General features: G+C 31.9%; 15 protein-coding genes. 5 read left to right on the forward strand and 10 right to left on the reverse strand.

What is annotated here, in order from left to right:
• From CXF54_RS03995 to CXF54_RS04005, 3 genes are all read left to right on the forward strand, one after another.
• The coding region (locus CXF54_RS03995; RefSeq protein ID WP_157823383.1) for a gliding motility-associated C-terminal domain-containing protein at positions 1-1,505 on the forward strand (1,505 nt) is incomplete at its 5' end.
• 9 nt (positions 1,506-1,514) lie between these two features.
• Positions 1,515-2,462 carry a type IX secretion system membrane protein PorP/SprF gene (locus tag CXF54_RS04000; RefSeq protein ID WP_090840145.1) on the forward strand — a complete coding sequence of 316 codons (948 nt, stop codon included), beginning with the start codon at positions 1,515-1,517 and terminating at the stop codon, positions 2,460-2,462.
• A 1-nt stretch (position 2,463) separates the two neighbouring features.
• A complete protein-coding gene (locus tag CXF54_RS04005) occupies positions 2,464-4,410 on the forward strand; it encodes an OmpA family protein (protein ID WP_101202550.1) in 1,947 nt (648 codons plus the stop codon).
• Between the two features lie 444 nt (positions 4,411-4,854).
• Here the strand turns inward: CXF54_RS04005 and CXF54_RS04010 are convergent, their stop codons facing one another.
• Positions 4,855-5,349: a CAP domain-containing protein gene (locus CXF54_RS04010; RefSeq protein ID WP_090840150.1), complete on the reverse strand. Its 495-nt coding sequence runs from the start codon at positions 5,347-5,349 to the stop codon at positions 4,855-4,857.
• A gap of 159 nt (positions 5,350-5,508) precedes the next feature.
• Positions 5,509-6,156: a pyridoxamine 5'-phosphate oxidase gene (pdxH, locus tag CXF54_RS04015; protein WP_101202551.1), complete on the reverse strand. Its 648-nt coding sequence runs from the start codon at positions 6,154-6,156 to the stop codon at positions 5,509-5,511.
• Between the two features lie 48 nt (positions 6,157-6,204).
• Between pdxH and CXF54_RS04020 the strand changes: the two genes are divergently transcribed.
• Positions 6,205-6,513 carry a DUF3784 domain-containing protein gene (locus tag CXF54_RS04020; RefSeq protein WP_101202552.1) on the forward strand — a complete coding sequence of 103 codons (309 nt, stop codon included), beginning with the start codon at positions 6,205-6,207 and terminating at the stop codon, positions 6,511-6,513.
• On the opposite strand, the gene CXF54_RS04025 is transcribed toward CXF54_RS04020, so the two are convergent.
• From CXF54_RS04025 to rpsA, 5 genes are all read right to left on the reverse strand, one after another.
• Entirely contained in the window at positions 6,510-7,415 is a 906-nt protein-coding gene (locus CXF54_RS04025; protein WP_101202553.1) for a ribonuclease Z, read from the reverse strand. The two genes, CXF54_RS04020 and CXF54_RS04025, sit on opposite strands and share 4 nt — an antisense overlap.
• 53 nt (positions 7,416-7,468) lie before the next feature.
• Positions 7,469-7,801, reverse strand: a complete 333-nt coding sequence (locus tag CXF54_RS04030) for a ribonuclease Z (protein WP_090840161.1) — start codon at positions 7,799-7,801, stop codon at positions 7,469-7,471.
• A gap of 2 nt (positions 7,802-7,803) precedes the next feature.
• A complete protein-coding gene (locus tag CXF54_RS04035) occupies positions 7,804-8,733 on the reverse strand; it encodes an aspartate carbamoyltransferase catalytic subunit (RefSeq protein ID WP_090840163.1) in 930 nt (309 codons plus the stop codon).
• Between the two features lie 130 nt (positions 8,734-8,863).
• Complete coding sequence (pyrR, locus tag CXF54_RS04040) at positions 8,864-9,403, reverse strand: bifunctional pyr operon transcriptional regulator/uracil phosphoribosyltransferase PyrR (RefSeq protein ID WP_090840165.1); 540 nt, start codon at positions 9,401-9,403, stop codon at positions 8,864-8,866.
• A 126-nt stretch (positions 9,404-9,529) separates the two neighbouring features.
• The gene (gene rpsA / locus CXF54_RS04045; protein WP_101202554.1) at positions 9,530-11,368 is read right to left on the reverse strand and encodes a 30S ribosomal protein S1; all 1,839 of its coding nucleotides are present in this window, start codon (positions 11,366-11,368) and stop codon (positions 9,530-9,532) included.
• A 389-nt stretch (positions 11,369-11,757) separates the two neighbouring features.
• Here rpsA and CXF54_RS04050 point away from each other — a divergent pair, with 389 nt between their 5' ends.
• Positions 11,758-12,138, forward strand: coding sequence for a LysM peptidoglycan-binding domain-containing protein (locus CXF54_RS04050; RefSeq protein WP_090840650.1), 381 nt, complete (start codon positions 11,758-11,760; stop codon positions 12,136-12,138).
• A gap of 76 nt (positions 12,139-12,214) precedes the next feature.
• On the opposite strand, the gene cmk is transcribed toward CXF54_RS04050, so the two are convergent.
• From cmk to CXF54_RS04065, 3 genes are all read right to left on the reverse strand, one after another.
• A complete protein-coding gene (gene cmk / locus CXF54_RS04055) occupies positions 12,215-12,910 on the reverse strand; it encodes a (d)CMP kinase (protein WP_090840170.1) in 696 nt (231 codons plus the stop codon).
• A gap of 112 nt (positions 12,911-13,022) precedes the next feature.
• The gene (locus CXF54_RS04060) at positions 13,023-13,457 is read right to left on the reverse strand and encodes a hypothetical protein (protein ID WP_157823384.1); all 435 of its coding nucleotides are present in this window, start codon (positions 13,455-13,457) and stop codon (positions 13,023-13,025) included.
• 12 nt (positions 13,458-13,469) lie between these two features.
• Positions 13,470-14,417, reverse strand: coding sequence for an NAD(P)H-dependent flavin oxidoreductase (locus CXF54_RS04065; protein WP_101202556.1), 948 nt, complete (start codon positions 14,415-14,417; stop codon positions 13,470-13,472).
• Positions 14,418-14,501 lie beyond the last annotated feature (84 nt).

Genomic DNA, 14,501 nt, shown 5'->3' on the forward strand with positions numbered 1-14,501 from the left:
AGAATAATACAGAAGTAACTTTCTGTACGCCTACAGTTTTACTTGATATTGTTAAAACTGGTGTTTTCAATAATGATAATAGCAATGAATGTACTGAAGTAGGTGAAACAATAACATATACATTCACTGTTACAAACCCTGGTACTCTATCATTAGAAAATGTAGTGATAACAGATCCATTACTAGATAATGCAGCAACGCCTGTATCAGTAACATTTGTTTCTGGTGATGTAAACAGTAACAATATTCTTGAACCTACTGAAACTTGGATTTATACTGCAACGTATTTAGTTACACAATCAGATATTGATGCTACAGAAGTTGTCAATACAGCAACTGCTACAGCTACAGCAATTCTAAATGGAGAAATAGCAACAGCTACAGGTCAAACAACTACAGACTTAATCGAAGATACTACTCCGCCTAACGTTTCAACTTGTGCGGTTCTAGATGAAACGATTGAATGTGATGGTGACAATAATGCTTTACTTGCTGAAGTATGGAACGAGACTAATATTACAGCTCTTGAAAATTGTGCGACAGATGCATGTGACAATAACGTTACAGTAACTTCAAATTATGACTTTGCTAATTTAGTATCTACTTGTGGTGCTAGCGGAACAATTGAAGTAATATATACTTTAACGGATGCTACTGGTAATGCTAGTACATTCACTGCTACAGTTACTATAGTGGATACAACAGGTCCTGCATTAGTTACACCTTTAGAATTACCAACAAGTGTTATATGTTCTAATGTTCCTGAAGTACCTGTATTAGTATTTGAAGACAACTGTTCTGTAAATGATGTACAGATTACATTTGAAGAAACTACAACATTTACTGGTAATGAAGAAGTTTACGACTTAGTATGGACTTGGACAGCTACTGATGACTGTGGTAATGATACAGTAATTACACATACAATTAATGTGATTACAGAAGACTTTACTACCCCATTAACGGCTGATAGATGTAATGAAGATGGTGCGATAGATCTTTACCAATTCTTACCAACCGATGCCGATACAACTATAGAATGGACGGTTGTAACTAATGGTACAGAAATTGTTGATGGAATGTTTGATCCTCTTGAAGTAGAACTAGGAGACTATGTCTTTACTTACACAACTTTAAATGGAGGATGTTTAAACACATATGAATTAACTATTAATATTAATGATGACTGTACAGTACTTCCATGTGGAGAAGATGATTTAAAAATATCTAAAGCTGTTACTCCAAATGGTGATAACTATAACGAGTATTTCACAGTTGGTGGATTAAACGAATGTGGTTTCATAATAGAATTACAAATATTTAACCGTTTTGGTGATATCGTTTTCGAAACTAAAGATTACCAAAATGATTGGAATGGTCAAAGTCCAAGTGGATCAGTTGGATCTGCAGGTAGACTACCAAACGGAACATATTACTATGTAGTAAAAATATTAGATAGTGGAATCGAACCAATAGCAGGTCCTCTTTACTTAGGAACAAAATAAAAACTATAAATGAAAAAAATAAAATTATATAGTATTGGAGTAATATTACTGTTGAGCTGTGCAAATGCATTAGCTCAACAATTACCACAATTTTCTCAATACATGTTTAACACTATTGCTATTAATCCTGCTTATGCTGGAAGTAGAGAAACTATTAGTGTTGTTGGTTTACACAGAAGCCAGTGGGTTGGATTAGCAGGTGCGCCAACCACTTCAACAGTATCTGTGCATGCTCCGCTTAAAAATGAGAAAATTGGTCTAGGATTATCTGTAATTAATGATGAGTTAGGTTACGAAAATTTTGTTTTTGTTTACGGAGACTTTTCATATACTATAGAGCTTTCTGAGAAAACAAAATTAGCATTCGGATTAAAAGCCGGTTTTACACACTATAATTTAGATCAAGAAGGTTTCTTAGATGATCCATCAGTAGCTATAGACCCTTTCTTTAGTAACTTTACTAATAGATGGAACCCTAACATAGGTGTTGGAGCATACTTGCACCAAAACAGATGGTATGTAGGTTTATCTGCACCAAGAATTCTTAATACGGATTACAATCAAAGTGCTTTAGATCCTGAAGTAGATTATATAGCGCTAGAACGTGTTGGATACTATTTAACCGGAGGTTATGTGTTTGATTTAGACGAAAACACAAAACTTAAACCTTCTGCCCTAGTAAAAGTAACTAACGGAGCACCTATATCTTTTGATCTTAGTGCACACGTTTTATTTAACGAAAAATTCTGGTTAGGTGGTAGTTATAGATATAACAGAGATACATCAACAATCGGAGCTTTAGCAGATTTTCAAGTATCGCCACAAATGAGAATTGGGTATGCTTACGAACATTATATTACTGACTTGAGACCATATACTGGAGGAACACATGAAATCTTAATAATGTTTGAAGTATTCAAGCCAACAAAACGTGTAAAATCACCTAGATATTTTTAAAATGAAAATAAAAATTATTTCATATATAGTACTTTTCTTATTTGTACAACAAGCTGTTGCACAAACAAAAGTAGCCGATAACTTTTTTAGAGATTTCTCTTATGAAAAAGCAGCTGAACTTTATAAAGAGGCTTTAAAAAAAGAAGATAGTACGGAGTATATTCTAAAAAGAATTGGTGATAGTTACTTTAATATCAGTAAAGTTGAAAAAGCTGAATTCTGGTACAATAAAGCAATAACCAAATATCCAACAATTGATCCTGAATATATTTATAAGTATATACAAACTCTAAGAAGTCAAAAAAAATACGATTTAGCAAATGAGTATTTAAGAGACTTCAAACTAAAAAATACCAAAGATAAACGTATCAAGGATATTGAAGTTTTTAGTATGGAAAACTATAACCAATTAACTAATACTGAAAAAGTGTATGTTGATACTGAAAATTTAGAATTAAACACACAGTATTCTGATTTTGGAGGTTATGAGTTTAAAGATAAAATGTACTTCTACTCTACTTGGGTTAAAGATTCTATTACAGACGAAAAAGAATTATATGATTGGAATAACGAGCCTTTCTTAAATATTTTTGAAGTTGATACTAAAATAGAAAAAGCTGCAAAAACATTTAGTGAACCACAAAAACTTAATTCGTCAATTAATACAAAAGATGATCATGAAGGTTTAGTGACTATTACCAATGATGGTAAAACAATGTACTTTACTAGAAATAACGTTAATAAAAAAGAGAAACGTAAATATTCAAAAGAAGGAACCTCTAATTTAAAGATATATAAAGCAACGCTATCGGGAGAGAAATGGAGCAATGTAGTAGAGCTTCCTTTTAACAATGATGCTTATTCTTGTGGCGCACCAGCTTTAAGTCCTGATAACAAAACGTTATATTTTGTATCTGATATGGAAGGTGGTTTTGGTCAAACCGACTTATATAAAGTATCAATAAAATCGGATGGCACTTACGGTGTACCTAAAAACTTAGGAGCAGAAATTAATACCGAAGGAAACGAGAAATTCCCGTTTGTAGCTAAAGATTCTACGCTTTACTTTTCAAGTGATGCCAATTTAAATTTAGGATTACTTGATATTTTTGAAACTAACTTATTAAAGATAAAAAGAAACGATTCTACGGAAGTATTTATCAAAAATCTTGGAGCGCCATATAATAGTCCTTTTGATGATTTTTGTTACTTTATCGATACGGAAACACAATCGGGTTACTTCTCTTCAAATCGTGAAGGAGGAAAAGGTGGTGATGACATCTATGCTTTTGGTAAATATGAATGTAAACAAACTGTATCTGGAGTAGCATACGATAAACTATCTAACGAGCCTTTAGATAAAGTAAGAGTAGCATTACTAGACATAGATGGTAAAGTTATAGATACCTACTTTACTGAAAAAGATGGAAAGTACGAGTTTAAAGATATCGCTTGTGATAAGACGTTTACAGTTTTAGGTGAGCGAGTAATTTATAGACCAGACAAACAAGGATTTGTAACATCACCAAATAACGGAGATGAAACAACTATAGATTTATACCTAGACCCATTAATTGTAGATAATGAAATAGTTATTAACCCGATTTACTTTGATTACAATAAATCAGACATCAGAACTGATGCTGCATATGAATTAGAGAATATTGTTGCTGTAATGAGAGAACATCCTAAGATGATTATTAAAATCGAATCTCATACTGACGCTAGAGGACGTGATGCTTACAATTTAAAACTGTCTGATAGACGTGCTAAGTCAACTAGAGATTATCTTTACTCAAGAGGTATTGAGGATGGCAGAATACAAAGTGCTATAGGGTATGGAGAATCACAAATACTAAATCACTGTACTAACGGTGTAAAATGTACTGATAAAGAACATGAAGAGAATAGACGATCTAAGTTTATAATCACAAATCAATACAAATAAATAAAAAAAGCCTTTCTAAATTAGAAAGGCTTTTTTTATGTTATGCGGATTAGTGAATAATTATATCTAAAAACAACATTGTATTTTTCGCATTCTTTTATAATACGTTGAAACTTTATAGGCAATTGTATCAATTAACAACATTAAGCGCAGCCGCTTTGCTATAACAGTTATTATACAACAAAAGTATTAACTCCTACACAAAAAGCCTTAAAACAACGCTTATAACTAAAATAGCATTTACATATTACATTAGTTAAAATTCGTAATCCCTAATAACAGAAAGAGACTTATATCTATAACTATAAACACCATTCCCTAAATAATCGTTACAAATTGGTCTACATAAAAAAAGCCTCAACAATATAACTATTGTTGAGGCTTTTTAATTCTATTATAAATCCGTGATTTTTACATCAATTAAAAATCATGTAAAAAATATAATTATTTCTTCATAAAAATATTAGTAAAATACCATTTGTTATTTTCTCCTAACTCTGCAGAAATTTCAAAATCTGTGTAATCACCTTCAATATTACCTCTATGTCCTTCACTATTTAACCAAGCATTTACTACTGATGCAGCACTTGAAAATCCATAAGCGACATTTTCAGATACTTTTACGGCATCTGCATTATCTACTAAGAACGATTTTCTAGTAAAAAAATGATCGTGATTTACCTCATTAATATCTGTCATATAATCTGTATGACTAAAAGCTTGTCCTTTTATAAGCTGGTGACTAACCAAAACGTTTAAACCAATACTTATACGGTGTTGATTAATAAGTTCTAAAATTTCAATTTCAATTGGTTTTGCTTCTGGGATAACTAGAGCTTCAACATTATAATCTGCAGTTTCATCTAAGCTATCAGTTGAACAAGATGTTAAGGTTATTGTTAGTAACATAACAGTCAGTAGGTAGGTAAATTTTCTCATTTTTAAAGAGTTAAGTAGGTTTGGGACTTTAAAAATAGAACAGGTTACTCTAACAAACTGTTAAAGAAATGTTAAAATCGATTAAAAACATGCTTTTCGACGTTTCAATATGCTTTTAATCGATGAAATACATATTTTAAATGCATTTTAACGATTAAATCATGGCGATAAACGGTTTTTAACCCAATTAAACTCAGCATCTAATGCATATAGAATTCTATCATGCAATCTATTAGGTCTACCTTGCCAAAACTCAATAGAAATAGGTTTTATAATAAACCCTCCCCAAAACGAAGGTCTCTCAATTTCTTTCCCTTCATAATCAAGCTCAAGCTGCCTTAATTTAGATTCTAATACCTCTCTACTCTCTACAATACTACTTTGATTTGATACTATTGCACCTAGTTGACTACCGCGTGGACGAGATTCAAAATAACCATCACTTAAATTCTCTGCTATTTTTTCCGCCTTTCCTTTAATTATGATTTGTCGTTCTGCACCATGCCAGAAAAAGGATAAACATACATTTGGATTATTAAGTATCGCTTTTCCTTTTTCGCTATCATAATTAGTATAAAAAATAAAGCCTTCATATGTAAATTTTTTAAGAAGCACCACTCTACTTTTAGGAAATCCGTCGCTACCAATAGTAGCAACTGTCATCGCGTTAGTTTCGTCTTCAGGAAAATGTTGATCCACTTCATTAAACCAAGACCTAAAAAGCTCTAATGGGTTTTCAGGTGTGTCTTTTAATAACAACGCTCCTTTCTCGTAAGTTTTTCTGTAATTACTTAAGTCTTTTTCCATAACATTAATTTATATGTAAATTTACGCGTTTTTTACTATTTTTAAGGCATGATGTATTCTCAACTTTTGGTAAGTATAATTCTAATTATTTGTGGTTTTTTAGTGAAGAAATATCCAGATCTAATTGCTGGATACAATACATTAAGTCCTTCTGAAAAAGCAAAAATAGATAGTAAAGGTTTAGCCTTATTTTTAAAACAAGTATTAGTTGGTTTAGGGATACTTAATATAGTATCCTTTTTATTATTAACACTTAACCACGTAAGTAACAAAAACATCTTATACTTTAATAGTGTACTATTAATTGTATTACTTCTTCTAAGCCTTTTTGTAGTTAATAGGCGTTATAAAATTTAAAACTCAAAAACTTTACCATCGTCACCAAGTACAACATTGTCAAAGATTGTTTGTGCTTCGGTTTTAAAAACATTTAAATCGTCGTAACGTGTAGAATAATGTCCTAATATTAACTGTCCAACATTAGCTTGCTTTGCAATACTTGCTGCTTGTTTTGCAGTACTATGTTTTGTTGGGGCTGCTAATTTAGCATGTTTTTCTAGAAAAGTAGATTCGTGATATAATACATCTACGTTTTTTATAAGTGGTATTATATCTTCTTTATAAGCCGTATCGCTACAAAATGCATAGCTTTTAGGTTTTTTAGGTGCTTTGGTTACGGTTTCGTTCTTTACAACCTCTCCCGCTTCATTTGTAACATCTGCCCCTTGTTTTAACTTTCGATAATAAGACACATCTATATTTTCATTTAAAACAGCATTCATATCTAATTTACGGTCTCCTGGCTTTTCTTTAAATAAAAACCCGTTTGTGTAAATTCTATGATCTAAAGGGATGGTGTGTACTTCAACCTTTTCATCCTCAAAAACAATTTCAGAATCTTTATTAGTTAACTCATGAAACGTAAGCTTGTAATTAGTCCAAGAATTGGCTAACTTCATTTGAAGTGTAATGACTTCTTTTAACCCTTTCGGGGAATAAATATGCAGCTCCGTATCACGTCCTAATAATCTAAAAGTAGAAATTAATCCGACTAACCCAAAAAAGTGATCGCCATGTAAATGCGAAATAAAAATGTGCTTAATGCGACTGAACTTAATTTTATTTTTTCTTAGTTGTACTTGCGTTCCCTCTCCACAATCTATTAAAAAAATGTGATTATTAATTTCTAATACTTGAGATGTAGGATTAGTAAATGTACGTGGTGTTGCACTGTAACAACCTAAGATATTTAATTTCATTAAAGAATATTAATTTAATTATAAGACAAAATAAAATTCACTAAAAAGGTGTTTTAAAACCCTAAATCGCGTTCCATAACTTCCATTTCAATAATGTCGTGTGCTTCTTGAAGCGTTGGTACAATTATTATTTCGTCCGGCGTGTTGTCTGTATCTGCACCTTCGTTAACTATTACAAAAGAATGTTTTGCAGCGCGGTGTTGATTAGATACTCTTAAAAACTCAATAACATCTTTTAAAGACACCACTTTTGTAGCGTTTAAATTAACGATAATATTATTATTTTTAAATTTAGGATATAGTGTTTCTATTTTTTTAACTAATTCTATAACCGTAGCATTTTCTTGGGTTATAATTGCTAAGTTTTCATTTTGATCTATAATCATAACTATTGTTTTATTTTAGAAGCTAATAAGTAAATTACCGCCATTCTAACCGCTACTCCATTTTGTACTTGATCTAAAATAATGGCTTGTTTAGAATCTGCAACGTCACTAGTAATCTCTACACCTCTATTTATTGGTCCAGGGTGCATTATTGTAATCTCTTTGTCTAGGCTATCTAATAATGCCTTATTAACTCCGTATTGTTGTGTATATTCTCTTGTAGATGGAAAATAACTTATATCCATTCTTTCATTTTGTACGCGCAACATATTTGCTACATCACACCAATTAAGCGCCTTTCTTAAATTGGTTTCAACTTTTACGCCTAATTTTTCAATATGTTTTGGTAATAATGTTTTAGGACCACAAACCATGACATTAGCACCTTGTAACTTTAAAGCATAAATATTAGATAATGCAACACGACTGTGTAGTATGTCTCCAACAATAACAACGTTTTTACCTTTAACACTACCTAGACGCTCTCTTATAGAATAGCTGTCTAATAAGGCCTGTGTTGGATGCTCATGCGCTCCATCTCCTGCGTTGATGATACTAGCATTAACATGCTTGGATAAAAATACACCTGCCCCTGGATTTGGATGGCGCATAACAACCATATCCACTTTCATGGATAATATATTATTTACAGTATCTATTAATGTTTCTCCTTTTTTTACTGACGATTGCGAAGCCGAAAAATTAATGACATCCGCTGACAATCGTTTCTCTGCTAATTCAAAGGACAGTTTGGTACGTGTAGAGTTTTCAAAAAACAAATTCGCAATAGTAATATCACGAAGAGATGGTACTTTTTTAATAGGACGATTAATAACTTCTTTAAAGTGATCTGCTGTCTTAAAAATAAGCTCTATATCTTGTTTATTAAGATACTTGATTCCTAATAAATGTTTGACACTTAACTCGCCCATATTATTTGTTTTCAGTTTTAAATAGCACTGTTTAAATTGCTATTGTATTGATGATTATAATCTTGTTCCTTTTATTAACTTACTATTTTGTTAGATAAATGCTATGTAAAGCATTTAAGCAAGTTTATGTTTAGTTATTAACTAAATATACAGCATCTTCTCCTTCATTTTCCATCCAGTTTACTTTTACCTTTTCGTTATTTATAGCATCTACTTGACGACCTCTATAATTTGGTTGTATAGGTAAATGTCTACTAAAACGCCTGTCTATTAAGGTTAATAATTCAATTTCTTTAGGTCTTCCAAAAGATTGAATTGCGGTCAAAGCTGCACGAATACTACGTCCAGTATAAAGTACATCGTCAATAAAAACAATATTTTTATCTTCAACTTGTACATTAATCTCTGTAGTATTAGCTTCTAATGTGGTGTCTCCTCTTCTAAAATCATCTCTATAAAACGTAATATCTAGATGTCCTAATTGTAAGTTTTTAATTTTGTAATCCTCTTTTAGCATGGTTGCTAAACGGTTAGCCAAATATTTACCTCTAGGTTGTATACCAACTAAAACGGTATTAGAAAAATCATTATGATTTTCGATGAGTTGACAAGCCAATCTATGTAGAATGATGTTGACTTCTGTTGCGTTAAGTAGCACTTTTTGACTCATAGTATTCCAAACGGGTTTGGTAAACAAAGGTAAAGTAAATTATTATAAGTTGAAAGCTGTTTTTGTACCAAATAAAAAAGCCTCTCATTTCTGAGAGGCTTTTAATATTGATAAAAACTTTAAAGCTTATACTTTACCGTCCATTTTATCTTTTAACGCTTGTAAAGCTTCGTTAGCATCACCTAAAGTTGGTTTAGCTTCGTCAGCTTGAGAAGCTGCCTTTTTAACAGCTGCTTTTACATTTGCCATTTCTTCTGCTTTAAATATAGCAGTATGAGATGCAACAACACGTTTGAATTCTTTGTTAAATTCGATAATCTTGAATTCTGCAGAATCACCTTTCTTTAACATCTTACCGTCTTCTTTTTCAAGGTGACGAGATGGTACGAAAGCAACGATATCTTCGTTAAATTCAATAGTAGCTCCTTTATCTACAACATCAGCGATTTCAGCTGTGTGTGTTGTACCTAAAGCAAACTCAGTTTCGTATTTATCCCAAGGATTATCAGTTGTTTGTTTATGACCTAAAGATAATTTACGTCCTTCAACATCTAACTCTAATACTACTACATCTAATGTATCACCTACGTTACAGAACTCAGATGGATGCTTGATTTTCTTAGTCCAAGATAAGTCAGAGATGTAAATTAATCCATCAATACCTTCTTCTAATTCAACAAAAACACCAAAGTTTGTAAAGTTACGTACAATACCTGAATGCTTAGAACCTACAGGATATTTAGTTGTAATATCTGTCCATGGATCAGCAGATAATTGCTTGATACCTAATGACATTTTACGATCTTCTCTATCTAAAGTTAAGATTTGTGCGTCAATTTCGTCACCAACTTTTACAAAGTCGTTAGCAGAACGTAAATGAGTAGACCATGACATTTCTGAAACGTGTACTAAACCTTCAACTCCTTCTGCAACTTCGATAAATGCACCGTAATCAGCGATTACAACAACTTTACCTTTAACTTTATCACCTACAGCAACAGTTTCTCCTAAAGCATCCCAAGGATGTTTAGATAATTGCTTAAGACCTAATTGGATTCTAGACTTATCTTCATCAAAGTCTAAGATTACAACATTTAATTTTTGATCTAACTCAACAATCTCATTTGGATGGTTAATTCTTGACCAAGATAAATCTGTAATGTGAACTAATCCATCAACACCACCTAAATCAATAAACACACCATAAGAAGTAATGTTTTTAACAACACCTTCTAATACTTGTCCTTTTTCTAGTTGACCAATGATTTCTTTTTTCTGCTCTTCAATATCAGCTTCAATTAAAGCTTTATGAGAAACTACTACGTTTTTGAATTCGTGGTTGATTTTCACAACTTTAAATTCCATAGTTTTGTTTACATACTGATCGTAATCTCTAATTGGCTTAACATCAATTTGAGATCCTGGTAAGAATGCTTCGATACCAAAAACATCTACAATCATACCACCTTTAGTACGACATTTAACAAAACCGTTAACGATTTCTCCAGTTTCATTAGCTTTAATTACTCTATCCCAAGCCTTAATTACACGAGCCTTTCTGTGAGATAATACTAATTGTCCTGTTGCGTCTTCACGTACATCAATTAATACCTCAACCTTGTCTCCTACTTTTAAGTCTGGATTGTATCTAAATTCGTTTAAAGAAATAACTCCTTCAGATTTAGCGTTGATGTCAATAATTGCATCACGATCTGTCATGTGCACTACTGTTCCTTCAACAACCTCATCATCTAAAGTATCTACGAAATTTTCTGATACTAATTTTTCAAATTCTTTTAATTGAGAATCTTCAACTTCATCAATTCCTTCTTCGTAATTGTGCCAGTTAAAATCTGCTAAGAATTTTTCAGGGTTTGCTTGAGCTTCAGATACTACTGGAGCTACTTTTGTTTCTGCAGTTGCTTCTTGAGATGCAACTTCTGCTTGTTTTGCTTTTTCAGCCATTTAAATAAATTTAATAATGTACTTCCCGCTTTCGCTGAAATATAAATACATTATGTTTTTGTATTCTGTTATGTCTAGAAGATTTAGGCGCTAACACACAGAAGTGTTATAAATAAAATTGTTTTAATCCCTTTTCATCTTTCTTGTATGCGCCAAAAAGGAGTGCAAAAATACTACTTTTTAATAATACAGCCTAATAGTAATATAAAAATATTAAAACACTGAACCTCAGCATACTAATTAATTATAGTTTTACACTAAAAAAATGCTTTTAATCGGATAAATCAATCATTTAATCTAAGTTGATTCTAAATAAGGTTTTAGATAATCAACCTATTATTTTATTTACTATATTTAATCAAGAATTAATATTTAAAAACAAATTATTTATGGCTGTAAGAGCAAAATATCAAGGTGTACTTGATTTAGGAGAAAAATTAAAGATCGCTAACGGAGACGTTACTGAAGAAAATGGTGTATTAAAAGTTAAAGGAACTGCAGGTACGCAATATGAGAAAAACTTAATATGGGATGCAATCAAAGCTGCTGGTGGAGATAGCCCTTCTGATATTATGGCAAACATTGATGTTGCAGACGAAAGTCTTTATGCAAGACATACTGTTGTAGGTGGAGACACTTTAGGTAAAATTGCTAAGCATTACTACGGTAACGCATCTAAATACACTGCTATTTTTGAAGCTAACAAGGATATCTTAAAGAATCCTGATATGATCAATGTAGATCAAGAACTAAAAATCCCTAATTTATAGGCATTTTATACCAATTAGTAAAAGCGGATTGTTAAGCGTAAGCCAACTATCCGCTTTTTTTTATGCTTTAATCTAATTAGGCTAAATCTTCTAGTGTCTTATTTACTAAATTAAGTACAGTATCAAATTGTTGTTCTAATGTTAAATCAGAATTATCAATGGCTATAGCATCTTCTGCTTGTACTAATGGGGAGTCTTCTCTATGAGAGTCTATATAGTCTCTTTCTTTTACATTTCTTAATACGTCCTCGTATTTTACATCATCTCCTCTACCAATCAACTCATCAAAACGTCTTATGGCACGTTTATCTGCTGATGCTGTCATAAACAATTTTAATTCTGCGTAAGGAAACACAACCGTTCCAATATCACGACCATCCATGACGACACCTTTATCTTTACCCATTTTTTGTTGCTGTTTAACCAACTGGTAACGCACTTCTGGGATCGCTGCTACTTTACTAACAAAACTAGAGACTTCTAAAGTTCTAATTTCTCGTTCTATATTAACACCGTTTAAATAGACTTCTGCAAATCCTAATTCTGGATTAAAAGTAAAGCTTATTACTATTTTGTCAAGGTTTGAAACTAAAGCATCAACATCAAACTGATCTTTATCAATCCAACCATTTTGCATAGTATATAAAGTAACCGCCCTATACATTGCACCAGTGTCTACATAAATGTAACCTAAATGTTTTGCTAATTGCTTTGCTACTGTACTTTTTCCTGTAGATGAAAAACCGTCTATGGCTATGGTAATATTTTGCACTTATTTTGTTTTAGAATGTAAAAATAGGAATTAAAATTCGGAAATATAAGGTTGAAATAAGGCTGTTTTATAAAGTCAATTACTGCAATCATAATCAAAACAAATAATAATACTACTCAAACAGAGGGAAGTCTCCTGTGTAATAATACTCAAAATCAATAACTTCTCCTGTATCTAAGGTATCACGTCCAATCAAATAATACGTTGTACCAACATGTAAACTAGAATAAGATTTTGCCGAAATAAAAGTAACAGTCTCTCCTGGTTGATATATTTTGACAGATTTTACCTCTGGCGTATCATATGCTGAAGCTTCATTTAAAATTAAGCTGTAATTTTTAAATCTTAAATTATTAGCATTCCAACGTATAGTAGCATGCTCTTTTAGTTTGAATGGTATATTTAAGCATTTAGCATAGCGTTCGTCTTCAGACACATCTTTTTTAGAATCATACATCAAAGCGTAAAAAACACCAATAAACATGATTACAAAAAAGAAGAGACCAGCAAAAACAATTCTTTTAACTCTTTTAGAATTATTAGACATGTATTGCTAGTATTAAGCTACAAGGTTAGCAACAATATCCCTAACTGGTAATATTGCTTTAGTATGCTCAATACTTGGTCCTGCAACCCAAACAGTTTTATAAGTTGCTTTTTTAGCTGCATTTTCTGTGGCTTTCATCCCTATTGAAAAACGAATCATTTTAACCCATTTTTTCAACTTCTTGTTTTTATTTAAAACGCGCTCTATCCACGTTTGCTTTGTACCTATTTTTTGTACGTAAGGTGTATTGATTACTGTACAAGGTGTCCCAGAGATACGCTCTGTCATGATAATATCCTTTTCGCCGTAATCGACACAAGCCTGCTTATACTCGTCAGTAACTCCTGCTTCTACAGATGCAATAAATGGACTACCAACAGACACACCTTCTGCGCCGTAACTTATCATTTTATCAATATCCGCTTTACAACCTACACCTCCTGCAGATATTACAGGAATTGTTAAGGCTTGACTTAATTGATTAGTCAACTCTTGAGGTGTTAAATTACCTCTATGCCCTCCTGCTTCGTTATTAACAGCAATAGCAGCATCTGCACCCAACTGCTCTACTTTTTTAGCAAAACGTAAGTCTGTAACATCACAAAACACTTTTATACCTGCTTTGTGAGCCTGTTTTATAGTTTCTTCTGGGCTTCCTAGAGATGTAATTATAAAATCACAACCTTCTTCACATAAGACCCTTAGTTGTTCTTTATATTTAATGTTGGACTTGTTAACTATTAGGTTAAACCCAAAAGAGCCTCCTTCAACCTTATTAGCTTTTAACTCAATTATAGCAGCTCTTAACTGCTCTAATGTTCTATAATTAAGTGCAGGAATACATCCAGCAATACCAGCCTTCATCCCTTCCGTTACCATAGCAACGTTAGACACCAAAAACATTGGTGCTTGTATAATTGGATATTTTATATTTAAAAGCTGAGTTAATTTAGTTTCCATAATCATTAAATTGTTTAAACAAATATAGCATAAATTTATTATGCATGCATAGTTTTTTATTCCAATTATTAACACAAAAAAAAC

Source organism: Olleya sp. 1-3 (genome assembly GCF_002836085.1).
GTDB lineage: Bacteria > Bacteroidota > Bacteroidia > Flavobacteriales > Flavobacteriaceae > Olleya > Olleya namhaensis.